Origin of the sequence: Inhella proteolytica (genome assembly GCF_016093275.1) — a bacterium.
In the GTDB taxonomy this organism is placed as follows: domain Bacteria; phylum Pseudomonadota; class Gammaproteobacteria; order Burkholderiales; family Burkholderiaceae_C; genus Inhella; species Inhella proteolytica.
This window is the reverse complement of the sequence record NZ_JAEDAK010000003.1, coordinates 316,927-341,137: the sequence shown is the minus strand read 5'-3', so window position 1 is coordinate 341,137 and position 24,211 is coordinate 316,927. Positions and strand designations below refer to the sequence as shown.

General features: G+C 70.3%; 19 protein-coding genes. 5 read left to right on the top strand and 14 right to left on the bottom strand.

Features of this window, described 5'->3' with window-relative positions; genetic code table 11:
- Positions 1-137: 137 nt before the first annotated feature.
- Both I7X39_RS06605 and I7X39_RS06600 read right to left on the bottom strand, forming a co-directional pair.
- Positions 138-1,199: a DegT/DnrJ/EryC1/StrS family aminotransferase gene (locus I7X39_RS06605; protein ID WP_198110250.1), complete on the bottom strand. Its 1,062-nt coding sequence runs from the start codon at positions 1,197-1,199 to the stop codon at positions 138-140.
- A 49-nt stretch (positions 1,200-1,248) separates the two neighbouring features.
- A complete protein-coding gene (locus tag I7X39_RS06600) occupies positions 1,249-2,823 on the bottom strand; it encodes an O-linked N-acetylglucosamine transferase, SPINDLY family protein (RefSeq protein ID WP_375140749.1) in 1,575 nt (524 codons plus the stop codon).
- A 328-nt stretch (positions 2,824-3,151) separates the two neighbouring features.
- On the opposite strand from I7X39_RS06600, the gene I7X39_RS06595 reads away from it, so the two are divergent.
- Genes I7X39_RS06595 through I7X39_RS06585 form a run of 3 tightly spaced genes read left to right on the top strand, consistent with a single transcriptional unit; the run spans position 3,152 to position 7,286 of the window.
- Positions 3,152-4,357: a cytochrome P450 gene (locus tag I7X39_RS06595; protein WP_198110175.1), complete on the top strand. Its 1,206-nt coding sequence runs from the start codon at positions 3,152-3,154 to the stop codon at positions 4,355-4,357.
- An 11-nt stretch (positions 4,358-4,368) separates the two neighbouring features.
- Positions 4,369-6,621, top strand: coding sequence for an amino acid adenylation domain-containing protein (locus I7X39_RS06590; protein WP_198110174.1), 2,253 nt, complete (start codon positions 4,369-4,371; stop codon positions 6,619-6,621).
- Positions 6,618-7,286, top strand: a complete 669-nt coding sequence (locus I7X39_RS06585) for an acetyltransferase (RefSeq protein WP_198110173.1) — start codon at positions 6,618-6,620, stop codon at positions 7,284-7,286. The genes I7X39_RS06590 and I7X39_RS06585 overlap by 4 nt, the downstream gene beginning before the upstream one ends.
- Here I7X39_RS06585 and I7X39_RS06580 read toward each other — a convergent pair.
- Genes I7X39_RS06580 through murQ form a run of 11 tightly spaced genes read right to left on the bottom strand, consistent with a single transcriptional unit; the run spans position 7,283 to position 18,717 of the window.
- The gene (locus tag I7X39_RS06580; RefSeq protein ID WP_198110172.1) at positions 7,283-8,377 is read right to left on the bottom strand and encodes an ATP-grasp domain-containing protein; all 1,095 of its coding nucleotides are present in this window, start codon (positions 8,375-8,377) and stop codon (positions 7,283-7,285) included. The two genes, I7X39_RS06585 and I7X39_RS06580, sit on opposite strands and share 4 nt — an antisense overlap.
- Positions 8,378-8,422: 45 nt before the next feature.
- Complete coding sequence (locus tag I7X39_RS06575) at positions 8,423-9,382, bottom strand: dipeptide ABC transporter ATP-binding protein (RefSeq protein WP_198110171.1); 960 nt, start codon at positions 9,380-9,382, stop codon at positions 8,423-8,425.
- Positions 9,379-10,317, bottom strand: coding sequence for an ABC transporter ATP-binding protein (locus tag I7X39_RS06570; protein ID WP_198110170.1), 939 nt, complete (start codon positions 10,315-10,317; stop codon positions 9,379-9,381). The genes I7X39_RS06575 and I7X39_RS06570 overlap by 4 nt, the downstream gene beginning before the upstream one ends.
- On the bottom strand, positions 10,314-11,180 hold the full coding sequence (locus tag I7X39_RS06565; RefSeq protein WP_198110169.1) for an ABC transporter permease subunit: 867 nt from the start codon (positions 11,178-11,180) through the stop codon (positions 10,314-10,316). Before I7X39_RS06565 ends, I7X39_RS06570 begins: the two co-directional genes overlap by 4 nt.
- Complete coding sequence (locus I7X39_RS06560; RefSeq protein ID WP_198110249.1) at positions 11,177-12,187, bottom strand: ABC transporter permease subunit; 1,011 nt, start codon at positions 12,185-12,187, stop codon at positions 11,177-11,179. The genes I7X39_RS06565 and I7X39_RS06560 overlap by 4 nt, the downstream gene beginning before the upstream one ends.
- Entirely contained in the window at positions 12,184-13,008 is an 825-nt protein-coding gene (locus I7X39_RS06555) for an N-acetylmuramoyl-L-alanine amidase (RefSeq protein WP_232351753.1), read from the bottom strand. The genes I7X39_RS06560 and I7X39_RS06555 overlap by 4 nt, the downstream gene beginning before the upstream one ends.
- A 20-nt stretch (positions 13,009-13,028) precedes the next feature.
- Positions 13,029-13,946 (bottom strand): N-acetylglucosamine kinase, encoded by a 918-nt coding sequence (locus I7X39_RS06550; RefSeq protein ID WP_198110167.1) that lies wholly within the window; start codon positions 13,944-13,946, stop codon positions 13,029-13,031.
- Positions 13,943-15,439 carry a glycoside hydrolase family 10-like protein gene (locus I7X39_RS06545; RefSeq protein ID WP_198110166.1) on the bottom strand — a complete coding sequence of 499 codons (1,497 nt, stop codon included), beginning with the start codon at positions 15,437-15,439 and terminating at the stop codon, positions 13,943-13,945. The genes I7X39_RS06550 and I7X39_RS06545 overlap by 4 nt, the downstream gene beginning before the upstream one ends.
- Complete coding sequence (locus tag I7X39_RS06540) at positions 15,436-16,578, bottom strand: acyltransferase family protein (RefSeq protein ID WP_198110165.1); 1,143 nt, start codon at positions 16,576-16,578, stop codon at positions 15,436-15,438. The genes I7X39_RS06545 and I7X39_RS06540 overlap by 4 nt, the downstream gene beginning before the upstream one ends.
- The gene (locus tag I7X39_RS06535) at positions 16,575-17,831 is read right to left on the bottom strand and encodes an MFS transporter (protein ID WP_232351752.1); all 1,257 of its coding nucleotides are present in this window, start codon (positions 17,829-17,831) and stop codon (positions 16,575-16,577) included. The genes I7X39_RS06540 and I7X39_RS06535 overlap by 4 nt, the downstream gene beginning before the upstream one ends.
- A 1-nt stretch (position 17,832) precedes the next feature.
- Positions 17,833-18,717: an N-acetylmuramic acid 6-phosphate etherase gene (gene murQ / locus I7X39_RS06530; RefSeq protein WP_198110248.1), complete on the bottom strand. Its 885-nt coding sequence runs from the start codon at positions 18,715-18,717 to the stop codon at positions 17,833-17,835.
- 157 nt (positions 18,718-18,874) lie between these two features.
- On the opposite strand from murQ, the gene I7X39_RS06525 reads away from it, so the two are divergent.
- The gene (locus I7X39_RS06525; RefSeq protein ID WP_198110163.1) at positions 18,875-19,639 is read left to right on the top strand and encodes a hypothetical protein; all 765 of its coding nucleotides are present in this window, start codon (positions 18,875-18,877) and stop codon (positions 19,637-19,639) included.
- On the opposite strand, the gene I7X39_RS06520 is transcribed toward I7X39_RS06525, so the two are convergent.
- On the bottom strand, positions 19,636-22,539 hold the full coding sequence (locus I7X39_RS06520; protein WP_198110162.1) for a TonB-dependent receptor domain-containing protein: 2,904 nt from the start codon (positions 22,537-22,539) through the stop codon (positions 19,636-19,638). The two genes, I7X39_RS06525 and I7X39_RS06520, sit on opposite strands and share 4 nt — an antisense overlap.
- 292 nt (positions 22,540-22,831) lie before the next feature.
- On the opposite strand from I7X39_RS06520, the gene dacB reads away from it, so the two are divergent.
- On the top strand, positions 22,832-24,211 hold the full coding sequence (gene dacB, locus I7X39_RS06515) for a D-alanyl-D-alanine carboxypeptidase/D-alanyl-D-alanine endopeptidase (protein WP_198110161.1): 1,380 nt from the start codon (positions 22,832-22,834) through the stop codon (positions 24,209-24,211).

The window sequence follows — 24,211 nt, the reverse complement described above, 5'->3', positions numbered from 1 at the left end:
CTTGCCCGTAGCGCGGTTGCAGTTGCATGCATCGGCCCAGGAGGGCCGGTCGATGGATGTAACGGCAGGCCGCCGCGGCGGACAGGCCAGATTGCCGATATGGCAAGGTGGATCTGTCGCTTTTTCAGCGCAATTGCTCAGCCTGAGCGGGTCACTGCTTGGATGGCGTCGATCACCCGCGCGCTGTCCGCCACGCTCATGCCCGCAAACAGCGGCAAGCACAGCACCTCCTGCGCCGCCTGGGTGGCCATCGGCAGATGGTCCGGCTGGGCGCTGGGCAGCTCGGCATACATCGGGAAGCGGCTGATCAGCGGGTGGAAGTAGCGCCGCGTCAGGATGCCCTGCAGCTTGAGTCGCTCGTACAGCGCATCGCGGCTGCAGGCGAAGCCGGCCTGGATGCGTACCGGGAAGTAGCTGTGGTTGTGGCTGAGCGGGTCGGTGCCGGGCGGCAGGGCCAGGCCGGGCAGAGCCGCCAGGCCGGCGCGGTAGGCGGCGTCCACGGCGGCGCGCTGCTGGTTGTTGGCGTCATAGCGCGGCAGCTGCAGCAGTCCGATGGCGGCCTGCAGCTCGTTGAGCTTGCCATTGATGCCCACGCTGTCCACCGTCAGCTCGTCCACGAAGCCGAAGTTGCGGATCTGCTGCAGGCGCCGCTTCATCGCGGCGTCGCGGCAGATCACCGCACCCCCTTCGAAGGTGTGGAAGACCTTGGTGGCGTGCAGGGAGAGGACCGACAGATCGCCGGCACGCAGCAGCCCCGGCGTGCGCACGCCAAAGGCGTGGGCGGCGTCGTACAGCACCTTCAGGCCATGGCGCGCGGCCAGGGCGTCCAGCGCGGCGGTGTCGCAGGGCCGGCCGTACACATGCACGGGCAGCAGAGCGCGCGTGCGCGGCGTGATCGCCGCGGCCACGCGCTCCGGGTCCAGGTTCAGGGTGACGGGGTCGATGTCCGCAAACACCGGTGTCAGCCCGGCCCAGCGCAACGCATGCGTCGTCGCCACGAAGGAGAAGGGCGTGGTGATGACCTCGCCCTCCTCCAGATCCAGCGCGCGCAGTGCGGCCAGCAGGGCGATGGTGCCGTTGCAGAACAGCGCGAGCTCCGGCACGTCCAGAAACTGGCACAGCGCCTGCTCCAGCTGCTGGTGGAAGGGACCGTTGTTGGTGAGCTGGCGGCTTTCCCAAAGGGCTTCCAGCGCGGGCATCAGGTCGGCCAGCGGCGGCAGGTCCGGCCGGGTGACGGTGAGCTTGTGGTCAGGGCTCAAGTCGCACCTCGAAGGATGCGGCCGGCAGGCCGGCGCACCAGCGGCGCCACATTTCGCGCAGCGCGGCCTGGATGCCGGCGGCGACGGTGGCGGGTTGCACCAGGGGGTGGGTGCCGATGCGGGCGCGCAAGCTGGCACGCAGCTGGCCAAGCGAACGCAGTTGCTGGCTCCAGGTCTTGGCCATGGCAACAAACGTGGCGTCATCGTGCGCAATGAAGGCCTGCAGGCCCAGACGGCCCAGGATGCCGGCGCACTGCCAGGAGACGAAGGAATCGCCCGTGCGGGTCAGGGTGGGCACGCCCATCCACAGCCCATGGTGCGCGGTGGTGCCGGCCGGGTAGGGCACGGTGTCGAGCAGCAAGTCGATTTGTGCGTGCAAGGCCAGGTACTGCGGCAGGGGCTGTACGCCATGAAAAGCCAGGCGTTGACGCGCGATGCCTCGCACTTCCAGCGCCTCCTGGAGCCGCTGGCGGGCCTCGGCGCCATCGATGGCACCCAAGAGCATGCGGCTCTGGGGCACGGCGTGCAGCACGGCGGCCCACAAATCGAGGCTGGCCGGGCCGATCTTGTTGGGTCGCTGGAAGCTGCCGAAGGTGAAAGGGTGGCCGAGTGACGCCGGCAGCGGCGCCACCTCCGGCGCTTCCCCATGCTCGAAGGTACTTGAGCTGGGTATCCGCACGAGATGCTCCACGCATTGAGAGGCGAGCTGGGGCGGGGTGCGGAAGGTGTCGGTGATGCGGTAGTCCACCGCCTCCAGGCCTGTGCTGTGCGGGTAGCCGATGGCGGTGATCTGGACCGGCGCGGGTTTGCGGGCAAAGCACATCAGACGGTTGTGGGCGGTGTGGCCAGACAAGTCGAACAGGATGTCAATGCCATCGGCCTGGATGCGGGCCGCCAGCTCGGTGTCACTCAATGCGGCCACTTTCACCCATTGATCGCACAGGGCCTGCAACTCGTCCGTATAGGTGTCACGGCGCCAATGCGCCTGGTAGGCCACCAATTCCAGTTGGCTGCGATCGAAGGCGCGCCAAATGGGTGCGATGAAGCGGGCCACCGCGTGATTGCGCAGATCAGCCGATACAAAACCGACTCGCAGACGCTTGCCCGGGTCGCGCAGATTGGCATGCTGAGGCCACTGGCTGCGCAGGGGTGAGCCATGCATGGCGCCGAATCTCAGGTGCGCGTCGCGCAACTCGGCTGGGCTCAAGCTGCCTTCGTGGGTGAGCATGAAGAGCAGATTGCTGTGCGCCTGCACGAAATTCGGATCGCATCTGAGCGCGGCCTCGAAGCTCTGTTGCGCCGGTTCAATGTGACCTTGGCGTTGCTGCACCAAGCCAAGCAGGTTGTGCGCCGCCGCGTCGCCCGGTTTCAGGCGCAAGGCCAGTTGGAGGCAGGCGCATGCCTCCTCCAGCTCTCCCTGTTGCCGCAGGGTGTTGGCCAGATTGATGTGCACATCGGGCCGATGTGGCAGCAGCTGCGCGGCCTTGCGCTTTGCCGTCAGCGCCAGGTTCGGCTGGCCCTCCCTTTGGGCCGCCACGCCAAGCAGGTTCCAGGCCTCACCCATCTCCGGGTGCTCAGCCGTCAGTGCCTGACCCAGCAGCAGAGCCTGACGGTCCTGGCCATGCAGTAAATGGTCCCGCAGCCGGCGCAGGGTGGGGCCGGGTGGGCTGGAATCAGAGTCAGGCATGGCCAAGAGAAGCGTGCAAACAGGGGCTGAAGGGCGCGCGCAGGCGACGGCTGCGCGTGGGGGGCGCGATGCTCTCACGCCTGCCGCACGCCCAGGAGCGCACTACTTGGGGGATGTCCCCGATGGTAGAGTCCGCGCCCTCCCGGGCCGACGGCCCCGGCCCTGCGAAAAGATCGCTCTGGTAGACGCCGCCGGAGCACCGCCCATGCCACGCGCGCCCCTGTTTGACCCCCGCGACGTCCAAGCGCAGCTGCAACCCTATGCGCTGTACGCCCGGCTGCGCGAGGAAGACCCGGTGCACCGTAGTCCGTTCGGCATGTGGGTGCTGTCCCGCGATGCCGATGTGCGGGTCGCGCTGCGCGACCCCCGCTTCAGTTCGCGGCCCTCGCGCTTTTCGGTGCATGCACGTCAGGAACTGCAGGGCCTGCCGGCTTCGCGCATGGTGCGCGACATGGTGATGTTCCAGGACGCTCCGGAGCACACCCGTTTGCGCCGCCTGCTGGCCCGGGTGATCACGGACAACCTGGCCAGCAATCTGCGCGAGCGCATCCTGCACTGCGTGGACGAGCTGCTGGCGCCGCATGCGGCGCGTGGCGAAATGGACCTGCTGCACGACTTCGCGATCCCCCTGCCCGTGCAGGTGATTTCCGAGCTGCTGGGCATTCCGCCGCAGGACCGGCATTTGCTCAAGCGCTGGGCCGGTAGCGTGTTCCAGGTGTTTTCCCCCATCACCGACGCGAGCGCCTACCGCGAGCTCAACGGCGCGGTGCAAGAGTTTCGTGACTACCTTGGGCCCCTGGTGCAACGGCGGCGCCGTGAGCCGCAGCGCGATGTCATCAGCCAGCTGATCCAGCTGCGCGACGAGGCCGACGCACTCAGCGACGACGAGCTGATCACCTCCTGCATCCTGCTGTTCGCCAACGGCGAGGAGTCCTTCGCCCATGCGCTGTGCAACGGTTTGCACGCGCTGCTGAACGACGCCGGGCAGCTGCAGCAACTGCGCGCCGACCCCAGCCTGGTGCGTCCGGCCTTTGAGGAGTTCATCCGCTACGACAGCCCAGCCCAGGTGGTCGGTCGAACCCTGCTCGAACCGATCGAGTTGCATGGCCGGGTGATTCCGAAGGGCGTGCCCGTCTACCTGCTGCTCGGCTCGGCCAACCGGGACCCAGCGCGCTGGGCTGAGCCCGATCGCTTCGACATCCGCCGCGCGGACGCCGATCACCTGGGCTTCGGCCATGGTCGGCACAGCTGCCTGGGTGCCGGCATCGCGCGGTTGGAAGCCCAGGTGGCGCTGACGCGCCTGCTGGAGCGTCTGCAGGGCCTGGCCGTGGCTGAAGCCGATCCGCCCTGGCGCGCCGACTTCTTTCTGCGCGGGCTGCAGCGTCTGCCCGTGCGCTTCCGTCCCTTCTGATCCGCCACACCATGCACCCGCTGCTGCCCCAGCTGTTCGAGCGCCATGCGGCGCACTGCCCGCAGGCGCCTGCCCTGGTCGACCAGGGCGAGTGCTGGAGCTATGCCGAGCTGAACCGCAGAGCGGATCACCTGGCGGCGGCGCTGGCGGCGCGCGGCATCGGCGCCGGCGATCGGGTGGTGCTCGCCTACGAGCGTTCGGCTCAGGCTCTGGCGGCGCTATTGGGCATCTTGAAGAGCGGCGCGGCTTACGTGCCGATCGATCCGGCGCACCCGGCGGAATGGCAGGCGCAGATCGTGGCGGACTGCGAGCCGGCCGCCGTTCTGGGGGCGCTGCGCAGCCCCCACGGTGCCACGCTGGACGATGCATGGTGGCACGCACCAGGCCCGGCGGCCTGGGTGCCCGGCCGTGCGCTGGCCGGTGAGGATCTGATGTACCTGATCTACACCTCGGGCTCCACCGGCCAGCCCAAGGGGGTGCGGGTGTCGCATGCCAATGTCGCCCGCCTGTTCCCGGCGCTGTCCGGCCCCATGCCCTTCGGCGCGCAGGACCGCTGGACGCTTTGCCATTCGCTGTCCTTCGGCTTTTCCGTCTGGGAAGTCTGGGGCGCCTGGGCACATGGCGGCTGCCTGGTGCTGGTGCCGCCAGCGCTCAGCCAGTCGCCGCAGCGGCTGCTGGACCTGCTGGCGGCCGAACGGGTGACCGTCTTGAGCCAGACGCCCACCGCTTTCCGGCAGCTGGCGCGCGGCCTGGGGCCGCAGACGCCAGCCCTGCCCGATCTGCGCTGGGTGGCCTTCAGCGGCGAGGCCCTGGAGCCGCACACCCTCGCCCCCTGGCTCGCCCACTTCGGCGCGGAACGGCCCCGCCTGGCCAATCTGTATGCGCTGACGGAGACCAGCGGCGAGGTGGCCTTCCACCGGGTGACGGACGCGGACCTTGCGCCGGGCCAGGGCGCCTGCATCGGCCAGGCCTTGCCGGATGTGCGCCTGCGCCTGGTGGACGAGCAAGGGGCCGACGTGGCGCCGGGTGAATTGGGGGAACTGGTGGTGGGTGGGCCCAGCGTGGCGCTGGGCTACTGGCGCCGGCCCGAGCTGGAGGCGCAGCGCTTTGGCTGGCATGACGGCCAGCGCGAGTACCGCACGGGGGATCTGGCACGGCAGGGGCCGGACGGTGCCCTGCGCTTCGAGGGGCGGGCCGATCGCCAGGTCAAGCTGCGGGGCTACCGGGTCGAGCTGGGGGCGGTCGAGGCCGCACTGGTCAGCCACCCCGCGCTGCGCGACGCCGTGGTGGACGCCGAACTCCAGGGCGATGGCGGTCGCTGCCTCGTCGCCTATGTGCAGCCGATCGGGGGCGGGGTGCTGCCCGCCGGGCTGGCGGCCTTCGTGGCCGAACGCCTGCCGCATTACGCCGTGCCCGAACGCTGGGTGGCCATCGACCACCTGCCGATGACGCCCAACGGCAAGCTGGACTGGGCGGCCCTGCGTGCCCAGGCCGGCGCGCCAGCCGACCCGCCGCCCGCGCGCGTGCAGCCGGGTGCCGGCCTGCAGCAGGCGGTGGCAGCGCTCTGGTGTCGCGTGCTGCAGCGCAGTGAAGTGGCGCCCGGTGACGACTTCTTCGACCTGGGTGGGTATTCGCTGCTCGCCCTGGAACTGACGCTGGCCTTGGAGCAGGAGCTCGGCTTGCAGGTCACGATGACCGATCTGTTCGAGGCCCCGACCCTGGCGGCGCTCTGCGCCTTGCTGGAGCGGCGCCAGAGCCTGGGCCAGGACCCGGAGGCCCAGGCCGCGGAAGCCGGCATGGATGGGGTCTACATGCGCCAAGCCATTGCCAAGGCACGTGAAGCGATGCTGGTGGGCCAGCCGCCCTATGCGGCCTGCATCGTGGGCCCCGACGGCGCCGTGCTGGCCGTGGCCCACAACGCCATCTGGCAGAACCATGATGCGACCGCCCATGCCGAGGTCGAGGCCATTCGCGCCGCCTGCCGCAACCTGGGGGCCTCCGAGCTCAAGGATTGCGTGCTGTACTCCACCGCCGAGCCCTGCAGCATGTGCCTGAGCGCCAGCGTCTGGGCCGGCCTGCGGCGCATCGTGTATGCCATCGACATGCAGGACGAACCCCGCTTCGGCCTGGCCGAACCCACCGTGCCCTGCCGCACCCTGCTGCAGATGCTGGGCAAGCCCGTGCCGGTGCAGGGCGGGGTGATGCGGGCCGAGATGCATGCCTTGCTGGAGGACTGGCTGCGCCTGCAGTCTGTTCGCATATGAACACGCCTCAGCGGGTGGTCATCGTGGGCAATGGTCAGGTGGCCGAACTGGCCCTGGCGCGGCTGCGGCGTGACACCGCGCTGCAGGTGGCCGGCTTTGTCGTCGATCGCGCCTACATCCGCAGCCCTGAACTCCTGGGCCTGCCGGTGCACGCGTTTGAAGACATCACGAGCCATTTCCCGCCCGATACCCACCTGGCGGTGGTGGCCATCGGCCCCACCGCGGTGAACCGCATCCGGGCCGAACGCTTCGACCAGGCGCGCGCGCTGGGCTACCGCTTCGTCAACTTGATCAGCCCGCGCGCCAGCGTTTGGCCCGGCGTGGTGATGGGCGAGAACTGCACCATCGGCGATGGCTGCGTGATCCAGCCCTACACGCGCCTGGGCGACAACGTGCATGTGGGCAGTGGCAGCGTGGTGGGCCACCACGTGGTGCTGGAGGACCACTGCTACCTGGCGGCCAGCGTGGCACTGGCGGGTAGCGTGACCATCGGCCGTGCGGCTCTGCTGGGAGTGGGCGCAGTGGTGCGGGACCGCGTGCGGGTCGGCGCCGAGGCCGTGCTCGGGGCAGGGGTGGTGCTCAGCGGGCATGCCCAGGCGCGCGCGGTTTATGCGGCGCCGCAACCGGTGCTGCTGCCGGTCAGCAGCGACAAGTTGCCGCTTTAGAGATTGCGCGGGGGCCACACCCCGGCTTGCTTCAGCATGGCCAGATCATGGCGCTCCACGCGGTAGCTGCCGTCGACATGGCTGGCGGCGTGGCGGGGCGGGTCCAGCGTGATGGCGGTGTCGCCCAGCCATTGGCGCAGGCACAGGCCGAGCTCATCCAGACCCAGCAGCCGGCGGGCCAGCGATGCCCCGGTGAAGCGTCCGTTGACCTCGATGACCTGCCAGCCCCACTCGGGATCGCGCTTGCCCTGCACATTGCAAGGGCCACGCCAGCCCGCCTGCGCCAGGGCCCGAACATGGGCCAGGGCCAAGTCCGCCCAAGGCGCTTCAGCGCACGGCTCCAGCCAGGTGGGTCGACCCGAGCTCTGCACCGCGCGGTAGCCGAGCGAGCCCTCGATCCGCCCCCGGGGGTCGATCAGGGCATGCAAGCCGAAGAGCGAGGTCTCAGGGACTTCCGACCAGAGCGGCCAGCCCAGGGGCGCGGCCTCCGCCTGTCCGTGCCAATCGGGGTGAGGGTCGAAATAGGGCTGGAGCACATAGCCCGGCGTTATCGCCGCAGCCAGCACTTGGGCCTCGGTGTGGATGATGCGTACGCCCCGAGAGCCATTGCCGGCTGCGGGCTTCGCAATCAAGGTGCGATGGACCTGCCACAGCGCCAGAGCCGTGTCCGGTGGCGAATCTGGGCCGCAGACCACGGTGGCGGCAAAGGGCAGGCCCTGTGCGGCCGCGAACGCCGCGTACCGCGCCTTGTCATGCAGCGCCTGGGCCGCTTCCAGCGCACCCACCAGCAAGCGCCGCGCGAGCTGAGGGTCACGAGCGCGCCAGCGCGCCAGGGCCAGCACATCGTCGTCGCGCGCCGGAATCGCCAGGTCGATGGCCTCGCGCACCAGGAGCTCGGTGTGGCAGGCGTCCCAGGCCGCCGCATCGGCCGCAGGCGGTGCGAGGTAGACGCGATCACAGCGGAAGTTGGCCGCTGCACCGGCTTCGGAGTTGCTGCCAATCACCCGCAGGCCGTCTCGTCGGCCCTCCAGGCAATCCAGCAGGTTGTGGCCCACGCCGGAGCCGACGCTGGTGATGAGAAGGTTGGGCATGGCAAGGTCTTGAGCGGGCCGCGATTCTCTGCGCGGCGAGGACGCTCAGACCAGATGACAAGCCACCCGGCGCCTCCCCACCTCCCGCAGCGCCGGCCGCTCCTGCCCACAGCGTGCCTGCGCCATCGGGCAGCGCGGGTGGAAGGCGCAGCCGCTGGGTGGGTTCAGGGGGCTGGGCAGTTCGCCTTGCAGGCGGATGCGCTGGGCCCGTTCCTTGGGCTTGAGCGAGGGCGTGGCGCTCATCAGGGCCTGGGTGTAGGGGTGCAGGGGTTGGGCGAACAGGCTGGTCTTGGGGCCGATCTCGACTGTGCGGCCGAGGTACATCACCATCACCTCGTCGGCCATGTGCTCCACCACCGCCAGGTTGTGGGAGATGAACACATAGGCGGTGCCGGTCTGCTCCTGCAGGTCCATGAAGAGGTTGAGGATCTGCGCCTGGATCGAGACGTCCAGGGCCGAGACGGGTTCATCCGCCACCACCAGGGCAGGCTTGAGCATCATGGCGCGGGCGATGGCCACGCGCTGACGCTGGCCGCCGCTGAACATGTGCGGATAGCGGGCCGCGTGTTCTGGCCGTAGGCCCACGGCGGCCAGGCTTTGCGCCACGCGCTCCTGGCGTTCGGGTTTGCTCAGCTGGGTGTGCAGCAGCAGGGGCTCGGCCAGGCTTCGGCCGATGCTGTGGCGCGGGTTCAGGCTGGCGAAGGGGTTCTGGAACACCATCTGCACGCGCGGGCGCAGGGTGTGGCGCTGGGCAGGCTTCATGGCGGCCAGGTCCTGGCCTTCGATGCACAGGCTGCCGCCGCTGGGCGATTCGATCAGCGTGAGTTGGCGCGCCAGCGTGCTCTTGCCGCAGCCGGATTCGCCCACCACGGCCAGGGTGCGGCCGGGCTGCAAGCTGAAGCTGACGCCGGCCAGCGCCTGCACGCGGGCCTTGGGGGCGAACCAGCCGCGCCGCAGGTCGTAATGCCGCGCCAGGTCCTGGGCTTCGATGAGGGCTTGGGTCATGACGGGAAAAAGCAGCGCACGCCCTGTTCCAGCACCGGTCGCTCGGTCTGGCAGCGCGCCTGGGCCTTGGGGCAACGGGGTTCGAGCAGGCAGCCGGCCGGGCGGTCGTGCGCGCCGGGCACGATGCCGGGCAGGGCGCTGAGCCGGCGCGTGCCGCGGTTGTGCTCGGGCAGCGCGGCCAGCAGGGCTTGGGTGTAGGGGTGGCGCGGGCGCTCGAAGAGATCGGGCAGGGGCGCGGTTTCCACCAGCTGGCCGGCGTACATCACGGCGGCGCGCTGGGCCAGTTCGGCGACGACCGCGAGGTCGTGCGTGATCATCACCAGCGCCATGCCCTGCTCGCGCTGCAGGCGCGCCAGCAGGTCGAGGATCTGCGCCTGGATGGTCACGTCCAGCGCGGTGGTGGGCTCGTCGGCAATCAAGAGCTTGGGGCCGCAGGCGATGGCCATCGCGATCATCACGCGCTGGTTCATGCCGCCGCTCAGCTCGTGCGGGTAGGCGTTCAGGCGGTTCCTGGCGTCGGGGATCTCGACCTGCTGCAGCAGCTCCAGCGCCCGCGTGCGCGCCGCGCCGCCGCGCAGGCCCAGGTGCACGCGCAGCATCTCCTCGATCTGGAAGCCCACGCGGTAGGCCGGGTTCAGGGCCGAGAGGGCGTCCTGGAACACCATCGCCACCTCGCGGCCCACCAGCCGCCGGCGCGCGCGCTCGTCCAGGCTCAGCAAATCCTGCCCGGCGAAGCGCAGGGTCTGCGCGCTGACCTCGCCGGGTGCGGGGATCAGGCCCATCAGCGCCATCATGCTGACGGACTTGCCCGAGCCCGATTCGCCCACGATGCCCAGCACCTCGCCGGGGCTCACGCTCAAAGAGACGGAGTCCACGGCCTGGAAGGCGCCGAAGCGCACCGAGAGGCGGTCGATTTCCAGCAGCGGCGCGCTCATTGCAGCTTCTTCAGTTTGGGGTCGAGCGCGTCGCGCAGGCCGTCGCCCATCAGGTTCACGGCCAGCACGGCGATGAGGATGGTCAGCCCCGGCAGGGTGACGACCCAGCCGGCGCGCTGGATGTAGTCGCGCGCGCTGCTCAGCATGCTGCCCCACTCGGGGGTGGGGGCCTGCACGCCCAGACCCAGGAAGCCCAGGCCCGCCGCGGCCAGCAGCGCGGTGGAAAAGCCCAGCGAGGCATTGACGATCAGCGGCGCCATGCAGTTGGGCAGCACGTTGACGAACATCTGCCTGAGGGTGCCCGCGCCGGCCACGCGGCTGGCGGTCACGTAGTCCTTGGGCAGTTCGGCCAGGGCGCTGGCGCGGGTCAGGCGCACGAAGCCGGGCAGGGCGCCAATGGCGATGGCCAGCGCGGTGTTGGCCAGGCCCGGGCCCAGGATGGTGATGACGCAGATGGCCAGCAGCAGGCCCGGCAGGGCCAGCAAGATGTCCATGGCGCGCATGATCAGCGAGCCGGCTGCGCCGGCATAGAAGGCCGCCAGCAGGCCCAGCAGCACGCCGGGAATGAGCGAGAGCAGCACCGCGGCGGCGGCGAGCCCCAGTGAGGCACGACCGCCGTGCAGCAGGCGCGAGAGGATGTCGCGCCCCAGTTCGTCCGTGCCCAGCAGGAAGCGGCTGCTGCCGCCTTCGGCCCAGGCCGGCGGCGTGAGCATGTGGGCGCGGTACTGCTCGATCGGGTCGTGCGGGGCCAGCCAGGGCGCGGCCAGCGCGGCCGCCACCAGCAGGCAGAAGACGATCAGCGCGGCCAGCGCGCCGCGGTTGGCGGCAAAGCCGTCCCAAAACTCGCGCAGCGGAGACTTCATGCGGCCCCCCGCAGGCGTGGGTTGGCCCAGCTGTTGAGGAGGTCCACCAACAGGTTCACGGCAATGAAGGTGAGGGCCGTGACGAGGATGCCGGCCTGCACCACCGGGTAGTCGCGCCGGGCGATGGCGTCGATCAGCCATTTGCCGATGCCGGGCCAGGAAAAGATGGTTTCCGTGAGCACCGCGCCGGCCAGCAGGCTGCCGGTCTGCAGGCCCACCACCGTCAGCACCGGAATCAGCGCATTGCGCAGCGCATGCACGGCCAGCACGCGCGCCGGGGAAAGGCCCTTGGCGCGGGCGGTGCGGATGTAGTCCTCGCGCAGCACCTCCAGCATGCTGGAGCGCGTCATGCGCGCCACCACGGCCAGGCTGGCGGTGCCCAGCACGATGGCGGGCAGCAGCAGGTGGCGCAGGGCGCTCTGGAAGGCGCCGGCCTCGCCGCTGAGCAGGCTGTCCACCAGCATGAAGCCGGTGACGCGCTCGACCTCGTACTCCACCGCGATGCGGCCCGACACCGGCGTCAGGCCCAGGTCCACCGAGAAGAACATGATCAGGATCAGCCCCCACCAGAACACCGGCATCGAATAGCCCACGGTGGCCAGGCCCATCACGCCCTGGTCCAGCCAGGAGCCGCGCTTCAGCGCCGCGGCCATGCCCAGCAGCAGGCCGCCCACCACGGCCAGCAGCAGCGCGCACAGGGCCAGCTCCAGCGTGGCGGGGAAGAGGGCAGCGAACTCCTGGCTCACCGGCGTGCGGCTCACCAGGCTCTGGCCCAGATCGCCCTGCAGCAGCTGGCCCAGGTAGTGCAGGTACTGGTTCCACAGCGGCTGGTCCAGGCCGAGCTGCTTCATCAGTGCCGCGTGCGTGGCGGGGTCAAGCTGGCGCTCGCCCACCATGATTTCGATCGGATCGCCGGGCACCAGGCGGATCAGCCCGAAGGCCACGGCGGTGATGCCGAGCAGCGTGGGCAACAGCAGGGCCAGCTTGTGCAGGAACGCTTTCATCAGTAGCGGCTGGTGTAGGGCACGCGCTCGGCCGGCTTGAGCAGCTTCAGCCCGCCGGGCCGCGTGCAGGCGTCCAGCAGGGCGGCGGTTTCGGCGTCGGGCACGCCGTCGTAGCGGGCCGGGCGGTAGCGCATCTGGAAGGCGATGAGCTGGTCGCGCGTGTAGGCGTCGAGCGTCTCTTCCAGGTCGGCGCTGTGGGCGGGCGCAAAGCCGTGTTCCCCCAGCTTGGCCTGGAACCAGGCCAGATCGGGCAGCTGCTGTTCGTACTGGGCCTTGAGCTGGGCCACCAGGGCTTCGTCGGGCCAGGGGATCAGGCCCTCCTCGGCCAGGCGCTTCCAGGGGAAGAGCGGGCCGGGGTCCTGCTTGCTGCGCGGCTGGATCTCGCCGTGGCCGACGATGCGTTCGGGGCGGATCTTGTGGCGCGCCACGATGTCCTTGGTCAGCGCCACCACGGCCTCGATCTGCTCGGGCGGGAAGGGTTTGAAGTCCCAGCCGCCGTCCGGCCGGCGCGTGCCGCCGGTGTTGACGATCTCGATGCCGATGGAACTCGCGTTCAGGCCCGCATGGCCCTTCCAGTAGCTGGGGCCGGCATGCCAGGCGCGGCGGCTTTCGTCCACCAGGCGGTAGATGCGCACCGGGTCCTCGCTCACCAGGTAGTGGCTGCTGACGGGCGCGCTGCTCGGCTCGGTCAGGGTCTTGAGCGAGGACTCGAAATTGCCCACCGTGTAGTGCATCACCAGGAAGAGCACGCGGCTGTCCTGGTTCTGGGAGCGGTGGCTGTCGTCGATGCGCAGTCCGGCGCAGCCGGTCAGCAGCAAGGCCATCAAGAGGGCAGGTAGTCGCTTCATCGGGTTCGCAACAAGGTATGGGCCAGCTGCGCCGCGGTGGTGTGCGGGGCCAGTTGGCCGCTGGTGAGCGGCAGGCTGGGCGGCAGGGCCTCGCGCAGGCCGTCCAGCACCAGGGGGTGCAGCAGCAGCGCGCGGCCGGCGGCCAGCACGGGTTTTGCGCCAAAGCGGCGGCTTAAGGAGAGAGGCAGGCGCGCCAGCTCGGTGCCGGCGCGGCGCAGCAGGGCGCGGGCTTGCGGGTCGGTGCTGGCCGCCTCGGCCACGGCCAGGGCCAGGCGGCCGATGCTGCCGCGGTCGCCCCCGTACATGAACTGGCGGCTGCGCGCCCAGTCGGCGCCGCCCAGGCGTTCGAACAGGGCGCAGGCCAGGGGGGATTCGCGCCAGCTCTCAGGCGCTTCGTCCTCGCGCCGCCACACGGTGGCCAGGGCCTCGCGGGCAATCCAGTAGCCACCGCCTTCGTCGCCCAGCAGGTAGCCGCGGCCGCCGGCGCGGTGCAGCTGGCCGGCGGCGTCCAGGTGCACAGCAATGGCGCCCGTGCCGGCGTAGACGAGGTAGCCCGCGCCCGGCGCAAAGGCGGCGCGGTAGGCGATGTCCATGTCGCTGTGGCAAGCCACGCGCGCGGGCTCGATCTGCAGCGCCTCGGCCAGGCGGCGGTTCAGCTCCTGCGCCACCGGGCCTTCGGGCTCGGCCACGCCGGTGATGCCGCCGTACAGCGCCACCGCCCGGCCCAGCGGGGCCAGGGCTTCGGCCAGCTCGCTCAGGGCCTGCTGCAGCTGCTGGCGCTTGGCGGGGTCGGCCAGCAGCAGGCCGCTGATGGGCGCCACCTCGCCTTCGGCGCACAGGCTGCCCTGCGCGTTCACTGCCGCCCAGCGGGTTTGCGTGCCGCCGGCGTCCAGGCCGATGGAGAGCAGCTTCATGCGCGGCTCCAGCTGCCGCGCGGGCCTTCGAGGCCGGTGACGCTGAGGGCGCAGGCCACCAGGGCGTCGGCCTGCGCCGGCCAATCGAAGGGGCCGGGCCCGCGCAGCTCGCCGCGCCAGGCGCCGGCTTCGCGCCACCACAGCCAGCGGCGCAGCGGCGCTTCGTCCGGCCCGCGCAGCTGCCACTGCGGCGCGCCGCCTACGGGGCGCACGCGCTCCAGTTGCAGCGGGCCAGGCACCGCATCTGCCAGCCAGGGGGTGGCCGGGGGCAGGGCGGCCTGGGCGTAGGCCTGGGTGCGCAGGCGCTCGCTCATGCCGCGCCGGTTCTGCCCCAGCGCCACCCAGCTGAAGTGCACATGGCCGCCGGCCTGGGCCTGGCGGGTCAGTGCAATCTGCGCCTCGATCTCCTCCACCGGCCAGCTGTCGTCCTTCTCCGTCACCTTGCTGGTGAAGAGGCCGGGCCACAGGTGCCGGCCCTTGGGGTTCAGTTGCTGCCAGCTGCGCAGCAGCGGCTCGAAGGCCTGGGCGGTTTGTGCGCGCGGCCAGTAGAGCTGGGGCACCAGGTAGTCCAGCCAGCCCTCACTCAGCCAGCGCTCCACATCGGCGTAGAGCTGGTCAAACTGGCTGAAGCCCTGGATGCCGGCCGGCCGCAGCGCCGGCTTCATCAGGCCGAAGGGGCTGATGCCGAAGCGCGCCGTGGGGCGCAGCTCGTGCACGCTGGCGTGCAGGCGCTGCACCAGGGCGTCCACCTGGGCGCGGCGCCAGTCGGCGCGGCGCATGAGGCCGCCACTCGCTTGGTAGCGCGCCCAGGCGGCTTCGTCGGGGAAGTCCACCCACTGGCCCGCGGCGTCCTTCACCGGGTAGGGGTAGAAGTAGTCGTCGATGTGCAGGCCGTCCAGCGGGTAGCGGGCCAGCAGGTCGCGCGCCACGGCCAGGGTCTGGGCGGCGGCGCCTTCCTCGGCCGGGTCCAGCCAGAGCTGGTCGCCATAGCGGCGCACCCACTCGGGGCGGGCCTGGCTGACATGCGTGGCGCTGCGCGGGCCCTTGGCGGCGCTGGGTTGGGCGCGGTAGGGGTTGAGCCAGGCGTGCAGCTCCAACCCGGCGGCATGGGCTTCGCGCAGCCAGAAGGCCAGCGGGTCCCAGGCGGGTTCGGGCGCCTGGCCCTGGGTGCCGCTCAGCCACTCGGCCCAGGGCTCCAGCGCACTGGGGTAGAGCGCATCCGCCGCGGTGCGCACCTGCAGGATCAAGGCGTTCAGCCCCAGGCGCGCGGCCTGCTGCACGGCGCGGCGGGCTTCTTCCTGCTGCGCCGCCGTGGGCAGGCCGGGGCGGCTGGGCCAGTCGATGTTGGCCACCGTGGCCACCCAGGCGGCGCGGAACTCGCGTGGGATGGCCGGCGCCTGCAGGGCCGGGGCGGGCTGCACGCCGCTCAGGTCCAGCACGGCGCAGCCGCCCAGCAGGGCAGGGGTGGCCAGCAGCAACTCGCGGCGCTTCATACGGTGATGAACCAGCGGCGCTGGTGCATGAACTGGGCAAGGCCCCAAAACGCGGCCACGAACAGCAAGGCGAAGGCCAGCGAGGCGTTGATGGGCGCCAGGCCCAGGCCCTGCAGGCCCTCGAAGGCGTGCGCCTTCAGGCTCTGGCCGCCGGGGGCCCAGAAGGCCAGCAGCTTGGCCAGCAGGCTGCTGGCCACGAAGAGGAAGAGCGCGTTCATGCCGAACGCCACCAGCGGGTGCAGGCGGCGCGCCCAGGCGCTGCGTGCGGCGGCGTCGGGCTGGCTGTCCAGCAGCCAATGGCACACGCCAAACACCAGGCAGGCCCAGCCGCCGGTGCTGGCCACATAGGCGGGCGTCCAGAGCGATTTGTTGATCGGCATCGTCCAGGCCGCCAGCACCTCGGCCGCCCAGAGCTCTGCCAGCCCGGCCACGAAGAGCCAGGCAGTCTTTTCCATGGCGCTGCGCGGTGTGGCCAACCAGTGCCCCACCAGCAGGCCGGCAATCTGGCTGGCCAGCGCGGGCAGGGTGCTGAGCAGGCCTTCGGGGTCCCAAGTCTTGGCCTGGGCCCACAGATGGCCGTCCATCAGGGCCCGGTCCACGTAGGACGCGAGGTCCTGGCCCTTTTCGAGCGAGCCCACACGCACCACGCCGTCGGCGCCCGGCACGGGCACGCAGAGCATGAGCAGGGTGTAGAGGCCCAGCAGGCCCAAGCCCACCGCGGCCTGCGCGCGCCAGCCCAAGTAAATGGCCAGCGGTGCCGCCAGCATCGTGCACAGGCCCAGGCGCTGCAGCACGCCGGGCCAGCGCAGGGTCTCCCAGTCGAACTGCGGCACGGCGTTGAGCAGCAGGCCGATCAGCACGATGACCGCCCCGCGCCGCAGCGTGCTGCGCAGCAGCTGCGCGCGGTCGGCACCGGCCTGGGCGCGGCGCGTCAGGCTCAGCGTCATGGCCACGCCGCTGATGAAGACGAAGAAGGGGAAGACCCAGTCGGTGAAGGTCCAGCCATGCCAGGGTGCATGCAGCAGCGGGCCGTACACATGGCTCCAGCTGCCCGGGTTGTTGACCAGCAGCATGGCGGCGATGGTGAAGCCGCGGAAGGCGTCGAGGGAGAGCAGGCGCGGGGTAGGGGCGTGCGTCATGCCTTCTTCCCGAAGCCCGCCGGCACCTGGATCAGCGCCGTCATCGCAAACGAGGGCAGGGTGGCCAGCAGCACCCAGGCGAAGAACCAGAGGTAGCCGATCTGGTCCTGCAGCCAGCCGCTCCACATGCCGGGCAGCATCATCCCCAGCGCCATGAAGCCGGTGCACAGCGCGTAATGCGCGGTCTTGTGCGGGCCTTCGGACACCAGGATCATCACCATCAGGTAGGCCGTGAACCCTAGCCCATAACCAAACTGCTCCACCGCCAGCGCGGCGCTGATCCACCACAGGCTCTGCGGCTGGGCCCAGGCCATGAGCAGGAAGACGATGTTGGGCACATGCATGGCCAGGATCAACGGCCACAGCGCCGCCTTCAGGCCCACGCGCGCAATCACCCAACCGCCCAGCAGACCGCCCAGGGTCAGCGCACTCAGGCCCACGGTGCCGTAGGCGATGCCGACCTGCTGCGTCGTCAGGCCCAGGCCGCCCTGCTCAGTGGGGTCCAGCAGGAAGGGCGTGGCCAGTTTGAGCAGCTGCGCCTCGGGGAAGCGGTAGAGCAGCAGAAAGCCCACGATCACCCAGATGGCGGGCTTCCTGAAGAACTCGGCAAACACCTGCAGCGATTCGCGCCAGAAGCCCTGCTGGCGCGGGGCGGGCCGGTCGGCGGCGGGCTTGGGCAGGGCCCACAGGTGGTAGAGCGCCACCAGCACGAACAGCCCGGCCAGCAGCGCCATCACCACCTGCCAGGCGGAGCGGGCATTGCCCCAGCGCTCCGTCAGGAACCCGGCCAGGTAGACCAGCCCACCCTGGCCGGCGATGTTGGCCAGCCGGTAGAAGGCCGAGCGCACGCCCACGAAGGCGGCTTGCTCGTGGGTTTGCAGCGCCAGCAGGTAGAAGCCATCGGCGGCGATGTCATGCGAGGCCGAGGCAAAGGCCATCAGCCACAGCACCGCCAGCGACATCTGGAAGAAGCTCTCCAGCGGCAGCGTGAGCGCCACGCCGGCCAGCGCCGCGCCCACCAAGAACTGCAGGCCGACGATCCAGTGCCGCTTGGTGCCCAGCAGCTCCACCAGCGGGCTCCACAGCGGCTTGATGACCCAGGGCAGGTAGAGCCAGCTGGTGTAGAGCGCGATCTCGGTGTTGCTCAGGCCCAGGTTCTTGTACATGACGACCGAGAGGGTCATCACCGTCACATAAGGCAGGGCCTGCAGCAGGTAAAGGCTGGGGATCCAGGCCCAGGGTGAGCGCGGCATCTCAGGCGGCATCCAGGGCGGCGCGCAGATGGCCGGCGTGTCGCTCCAGCAGGGTCTTGGCTGCGGGTGCAGTGAGCTGCCGGCGCAACATCAGGATGGCCAGCTTTACCTGTCCGCCAGCCTGGGCCAGGGCCAACTCGGCGGCCTCGGGGGCGGCACCGCTGGCGCGCTGCGTCAGGGCCAGCGCGCGGCGGCGCAGCTTGGCGTTGGTGGCCTGCAGGTCCACCATCAAATTGCCGTGCACCTTGTGCAGCTTCACCATCAGGCTGCTGGAGAAGGTGTTGAGCGCGATCTTCTGTGCCGTGCCGGCCTTGAGGCGCGTGCTGCCCGAGATGATCTCCGGCCCGCTGTCCAGTACCACGCCGATCTCGGCCTGGGTGCACACCGGCGCGCCCGGGTTGTTGGCCATGCCGATGGTGAGACAGCCCGCCGCGCGCGCCGCCTGCAGTGCGCCCAGCACATAGGGTGTGGCGCCACTGGCGGCCAGGCCGATCACCACGTCCTGCGCACGCGGCTGCAGCTGCTGCAGATCGGCCGCGCCCTGGCTGGCGTTGTCCTCCGCGCCTTCCACCGCCTTCATCAGCGCACCGGGGCCGCCCGCGATCAGCGCGCAGGCGCGCTCCGGCGGCCAGGAAAAGGTGGGCGTCAGCTCCACGCCATCCAGCAGGCCCAGCCGGCCGGAGGTGCCGGCCCCGACGTAGATCAGCCGGCCACCGGCCTGCAGACGCGGCAGCGCGGCCTCCACCGCGCGCGCCAAAGCGGGTGCGGCGGCCTGCACGGCGCGCAGCGCGTCGAGCTGGTCGTCCACAAAGGCCTGCACCAGTTGGCCGGTGGGGTAGCTGTCCAGATCGGGGTGGCGGGGGCTCGGCGTCTCGGTATTGAGCATGGGCAAGGGTCAGCGAGGAGCGGTCACTCTAGGCAGGCTGTGGCGGCGGAACCAATGAATGCTGGGCCTCGGCGCATAACTGCAGGTAATCGTCGCATCGTGTGCATGGGGCGGGAGTAGGCTAGGGCCCATCGACAGCCCGCTGCAGAGGTTTGACATGCTGATGGACGAGCTCGAACCCCGAACACCCGATGCGATCCCGCTGCGTCACCTGCTCTGGGGCCTGCTCGGCATCGGTGCTGTGCTCAGCGTGCTGCAACTGCTGCTCTATGTGCGTGGCGGCGGGGTCTGGATCGAGGCCCTGCTGGCGTGGACGGATGGCTCCCGGGTGGCCAACCAGATGGTGCGCTGGCAGCTGGCGCTGAACGGCTGGGGCTTTGCCGGTTTCGTGGCCTACCTGGTGATCGACACGGCGCTGTTCCTGCCGCTGTACTGGCTGGTCATGTGGCGGGCGTGGGCGCTGTGGCTGCCGCCGCGCACACCCGAGGGCGGGCACCTGAAGCTGGCCACCTGGCGCGGTGTCGGTTTCACCCTGCCGCTGCTGCTGGTGGCGGCCGATCTGGTGGAGAACGCCGCCGCCCTGCATCACCAGGAACTGGACCTGCTGCTGGGCATGGCGCTGTGCGCGACCCTGACCTTCGGCCTGTGGGTGCGCGTGCCCCTGCTGGGCACCTGGGCCGAAGCGGCACATGAGTCGCCGCTGTGGTTGCAGGTGGGGCTGTTGGGTGCCTGCGTGCTGCTGGCGGGCGCGCTGGCCGCGCTTTGGTGGCCGCATGCGCCGGAAGCCGACTCGCTCAGCCTGCAGTTGGCCAGCGCCGCCCACGCTCTCAAGTTCGCCCTGCTGGCCCTGTGGCTGCTGGCTACGGCGGGCTTGGCGGTGCACCGGCGGCACCTGGCCGCCGGTTACGCCGTGCCGGCTTAGAAGAACTTGTACTCCAGGCGCAGCGTGAAGCTGCGGCCGCGCGGGTCGGCCACGCGGGGCTCCCAGCTGCTGCCGGCACCGGTGTTGGTGTCGTAGGTCACGCTGAAGGGCGGGTCGTCGCCCAGCAGGTTCTTGATGCCGGCGGTCAGCGTCAGGTTCTTGAAGCCGGTGTAGCCCACGCTGAGGTTGAACACCGAGTAGCTCTCCACGTTCGGCTGCCAGTTGGCGGGCTTGACCGTGCCGTTGGCCACGCCAGGCAGGGTGTAGTCCTTGTAGCCGTCGCGGAAGGTCTGACTGATGGTGGCGGTCCAGTCGCCGGCCGTGCGCGTCAGCGAGGCGGTGTGCTTCCAGCGGATGCCCAGATCGCCCGAGCGCGTGAACACGCCGATCTCGCTCGGGCCCATGGGGGCGGACTTGAGCGGGCGCGAGCGCTTTTCCAGCAAGTAGGAGACATCGAAGCCTGCCGTCCAGCGTGCATCGGCCCACATGGTGCTGCCGCGCAGGCTCAGGTCCAGGCCTTCGGTGATGGATTCACCGGCATTGACCCAGCGCGTGTCCACCGCCACCAGGTTGCCGGAGGCATCGCGGCGCAGGTTGTCCGGGAAGTACTGGTAGTTGTTCAGGATGGTGGTGATGCCGTAGCTCAGGATCGTGCCCTCGCGGCGCACCTTCCACCAGTCCAGGCTGGCCACCAGGTCCTTGCTGGGCTGGATGACCACGCCGGCGCTGGTCATCTTAGCCTCCTCGGGCTCCAGCTCGGGCTTGCCGCCGAACAACACCAGCGGGCGGATGGCTTCGCAGCCCGGCGTGGTGGAGACGGCGCGGCTTGGGCATTTGGCCGGGTCGGTCAGGTCAGCACCGGTGTACTGGCTTTCGGTGATCGGGTCTTGCGCCTGCTTGAAGGTGGGCACCCGGAAACCCGTGCTGTAGGAGCCGCGCAGCAGCAGCTCCTCAAACGGGGTGTAGCGCAGAGTCAGCTTCGGATTGGTGCTCTTGCCGAAGCCGGTGTAGTCGTCCTGGCGCACGGCGCCCACGGCCTCGAAACCCTTGAAGACCGGCAGGGCGATTTCACCGTACACCGCCTTGATGTCGCGCTTGAGCGTGCCGGCGGTGGCCAGGGCGTTGTCGAAGGGCACGTTGAAGATCAGCGCGTCCACGGTGTTCGCGTTGGGGCGCTGGTCACCGTCGAACTTGTATTCCTCGGTGCGCTTGTCCAGGCCGAAGGCCGCCATGGCCATGCCGCCGGGCAGCTTGAACAGCGGGCCGGAGACCGACGCATCGGCCTGCGTCATCGTGTACTTGCCGCCGTAGAGCGTGACGCCCTTGGCCGAGATGGCGTCCAGCGCCTGCAGGGCCTGCGGCGTCTGCGTCAGCGAGAAGGGGTTGAGCGTGCCGTTGTTCAGCAGGTCGGCGAACTTCTGGTGGTAGTGGTAGCCGGTGCCCACGACCGAGCTGCTCTTGCTGGTGGCGCGGTTCAGGCCCACGCGGTACTCCCACTCGGGCAAGAAGGGCAGCGGGCCATCGGCGCCCAGCAGGAAGCGTGCGGTGTCGGTCTCGGTCTCAATCTCGCGCGGGCCGCAGGGCATGCAGCGCCAGCGGAAGGCGATCGGCTGCCCGCGGTTGGCCTCCAGCGCCGGGAAGGCGGCCACCAGCTTGTTGAAGACTTCGTTGTAGGAGCTGCCGCTGCTCGGGTAGGCCAAGTTGTAGAAGGGGTTGGGCACGCGCGTGCCATTGGGCAGCGTGGTGGTCGTCACCGTGCTGCTGCTGATCTGGTTGTTCGAGAAGCTCTTGGCCGACTCGCTCTTGCCCAGCACCGCCTCGGCGGCGATCTGGTGTTCACCGGCGCGGAAGGTCAGGCGCGAGACCAGGTTGGTGTTCTTCACCGGCTGCTGGATCACCGCGGCACGGCCGGTGTCCCAGGCGCAGCCGTACTTGCTGGCGGCGGTGGCCCAGAGCTTTTCCTCGTAGGGGCTCATGCCGTCCACCGAGCCGCAGCCCGCCTGGCCGGGTAGGTCCAGCACGTTGATGCCGTTCACGCGCAGCGTGGGGTCGGCAAAGTCGGCCGGGCCGGTGCCGCGGCCGGTGTTGTTGAGGTTGTCGCGGCTCAGCGCGCTGTACAGGGTGCTGATGGCGAAGGCGGTGGCGATGGGCGTGCCGCGCGTGTCCGGCGCCACACCGCGGTCGGGCTGGTAGGTGTTGACGAAGTCGCGCTGGTCACCGCGCAGGATCTTGTGGTCCCGCACCGAGAGCGAGGCCAGGAAGTTGAAGCCTTGACGGTCGAGGTCGCCAAATCCGGTGGTGATATCGGCTCCGTAGATCTCGCCGCCCTTGTCCTGCGGAATGTCGACCATGGCATTCATCACCAGGCCTTCAAAGCGCGTGCGCAGGATGAAGTTGATGACGCCGCCGATGGCATCGGTGCCGTAGATGGCCGAGGCGCCGTCCTTCAGCACCTCCACGCGCTCGATGGCCGCGAAGGGGATCTGGTTCAGGTCCACCGTGCCGCCATTCAGGCCGTGCGAGGCCACGCGGCGGCCGTTCAGCAGCACCAGGGTGGCGTTGCTGCCCTGGCCGCGCAGGTTGGCGCTGGTGGCGCCGTTGTTGCCGCGCGCCGCGCCGTCCACCACGTCGGCATTGCCGGCCAGGTTGTCCAGGCCGTTGCCGTTGATGTTCAGGCTGGCGATCAGCTGCTCGGTGGAGGCGATGCCCTGGCGCTCCATCTCGCTGCGGCTGATGATCTGCACCGGCAGCGCCCCTTCGTCCTTCAGGCGCTTGATGCTCGAACCCGTGATCACCACTTTCTCGAGCTTGGCTTCGCCGGTGGGCGGGGTGGTCTGCGCGAGGCTGGGGCTGACCAGGCCCACCAGGGCCAGGGCTTGGGCGATGCGGGTGCGTTTCATCAGGGACTCCGACTGCAGGTTGTGGTTGGAAGCGTGGCCGCGATCTTCACCATGCAGACCCCCACTCGCACAGAGGGCGCGCCCCGGTTTGTGGTGCAAATGGTGATCACGACTTGTGAGCAAACCATAACTCGTGGGAATGCGCGCGCTCTCAACCGGTATTGCCTGTTTGGGAAAGAAGCAACTGCCGCCCGGTGCAGGCTGGCAGCATGGCGGGGCCATGTACCTGCTTCGCCGATTCGCCCTCCTTTGTGCCGCCCCCCTCCTGTTGGCGGCCTGCGCCCACCGCCCCTTGCCGGACCCGCTGCAGACCGCGTTGCAGGCCCAGGGACTGCCCGCGGACAGCCTGGCCTTGCTGCTGGAGCCGGTCGGCCAGGCGGCGCCGGTGCTGGCGCTGCAGGCCCAGCGCGCCATGGCGCCTGGTTCCACCATGAAGCTCGTGACGGCCGCCGTAGCGCTGGAACGCCTGGGCCCCAATGCCCGCGCCGCCACCGAGCTGCGCGCCACCACCCCGCCCGATGCCGACGGCGTGCTGCACGGCCCGCTGTACGTGCGCGGCGGGGGCGAGGCCGATCTGGGCTATGCCGAGCTGCACCAGCTGCTGCGCGAACTGCGCGAACAGGGCGTGCGCGAGCTGCGCGGCGGCGTGGTGCTGGACCGCAGCCTGTTCCAGCCCGAGCGCCCCGATCAAGGCCTGCCCCCCTTCGACGACACGCCCGAGTTCCCCTACAACGTCATCCCCGACGCGCTGCAGCTCGCCGGCAGCCTGCAGCGCCTGGAGCTGCAGAGCAGCGCCCAGGGCGTGATGCAGGGGCGGCTCAGCCCCGTGCTGCCCGGCATCGAGCTGGATCTCTCCGGCCTGCGGCCGGCCGCGCGTGCCTGTGCCGACTGGGAGGACGGCTGGCAGGCGCCCCAGGTGGTGCGTGAGGCGGATGACCGGCAGCGCGTGCGCCTGCAGGGCGAATTCCCGCCGAAATGCCGCGTCAGCCAGGCCCTGCAGCTGGTGGATAGGCAGGTGCTGTGGGAGCGGGCGCTGCGCCAGTTTTGGGCCGAACTGGGCGGGCAATGGGGCGCGCACGCCGAGGTGCAAGCAGGGCGCACCCCGCCCGACAGCCTGCTGCTGGCCCGCCACCTGGAGCGGCCGCTGGCCGAACTGCTGCGTGGCCTGATGAAGCGCAGCGACAACGCCCAGACCCGTCTGCTGTACCAGCGCCTGGGCGCCGCCGTGGCCCGCCCGGGCGAGCCCACGCTGTCGGCCGCCGGGCGCGCCGTGCAGACCTGGTTCGCGGAGCGCGGCATCCCGGTCGAGGGCCTGGTGATGGACAACGGCTCCGGCCTTTCACGCAGCGAGCGCATCAGCGCGCGCCAGATGGCCGATCTGCTGCAAACCGTCTGGCGCGAGCAGCGCCATCTCCCCGAGTTTCTGAACACCCTGCCCGTGGCGGGCGAGGACGGCACCCTGAGCCGCCGCCTGAAACACGGCCCCGCGCAGGGCCGCGCCCGGCTTAAGACCGGCACCTTGCGCGACGTCGTTGGCCTCGCGGGCTATCTATGGGACCGCGCCGGCCGACCCTGGGTGCTGGTGGCCTGGATCAACCACGACAGCCCGGATCTGCCGCAACGGGGCCGCGCCGTGCTGGATGCCGTGGCGGAGTGGGCCGCCAGCCGCTGA

Bases quoted from the DNA above. Each gene is read 5' to 3' on its own strand.
- I7X39_RS06605 (WP_198110250.1), bottom strand. From the start codon at position 1,199: ATGCCCGCGCTGGAAGCCCTTTGGGAAAGCCGCCAGCTCACCAACAAC.
- I7X39_RS06600 (WP_375140749.1), bottom strand. From the start codon at position 2,823: ATGGGTGAGGCCTGGAACCTGCTTGGCGTGGCGGCCCAAAGGGAGGGC.
- I7X39_RS06595 (WP_198110175.1), top strand. From the start codon at position 3,152: ATGCCACGCGCGCCCCTGTTTGACCCCCGCGACGTCCAAGCGCAGCTG.
- I7X39_RS06590 (WP_198110174.1), top strand. From the start codon at position 4,369: ATGCACCCGCTGCTGCCCCAGCTGTTCGAGCGCCATGCGGCGCACTGC.
- I7X39_RS06585 (WP_198110173.1), top strand. From the start codon at position 6,618: ATGAACACGCCTCAGCGGGTGGTCATCGTGGGCAATGGTCAGGTGGCC.
- I7X39_RS06580 (WP_198110172.1), bottom strand. From the start codon at position 8,377: ATGCCCAACCTTCTCATCACCAGCGTCGGCTCCGGCGTGGGCCACAAC.
- I7X39_RS06575 (WP_198110171.1), bottom strand. From the start codon at position 9,382: ATGACCCAAGCCCTCATCGAAGCCCAGGACCTGGCGCGGCATTACGAC.
- I7X39_RS06570 (WP_198110170.1), bottom strand. From the start codon at position 10,317: ATGAGCGCGCCGCTGCTGGAAATCGACCGCCTCTCGGTGCGCTTCGGC.
- I7X39_RS06565 (WP_198110169.1), bottom strand. From the start codon at position 11,180: ATGAAGTCTCCGCTGCGCGAGTTTTGGGACGGCTTTGCCGCCAACCGC.
- I7X39_RS06555 (WP_232351753.1), bottom strand. From the start codon at position 13,008: ATGGCCTTGCTGCTGACCGGCTGCGCCGGACTGCGCATCGACGACAGC.
- I7X39_RS06550 (WP_198110167.1), bottom strand. From the start codon at position 13,946: ATGAAGCTGCTCTCCATCGGCCTGGACGCCGGCGGCACGCAAACCCGC.
- I7X39_RS06545 (WP_198110166.1), bottom strand. From the start codon at position 15,439: ATGAAGCGCCGCGAGTTGCTGCTGGCCACCCCTGCCCTGCTGGGCGGC.
- I7X39_RS06540 (WP_198110165.1), bottom strand. From the start codon at position 16,578: ATGACGCACGCCCCTACCCCGCGCCTGCTCTCCCTCGACGCCTTCCGC.
- I7X39_RS06535 (WP_232351752.1), bottom strand. From the start codon at position 17,831: ATGCCGCGCTCACCCTGGGCCTGGATCCCCAGCCTTTACCTGCTGCAG.
- murQ (WP_198110248.1), bottom strand. From the start codon at position 18,717: ATGCTCAATACCGAGACGCCGAGCCCCCGCCACCCCGATCTGGACAGC.
- I7X39_RS06525 (WP_198110163.1), top strand. From the start codon at position 18,875: ATGCTGATGGACGAGCTCGAACCCCGAACACCCGATGCGATCCCGCTG.
- I7X39_RS06520 (WP_198110162.1), bottom strand. From the start codon at position 22,539: ATGAAACGCACCCGCATCGCCCAAGCCCTGGCCCTGGTGGGCCTGGTC.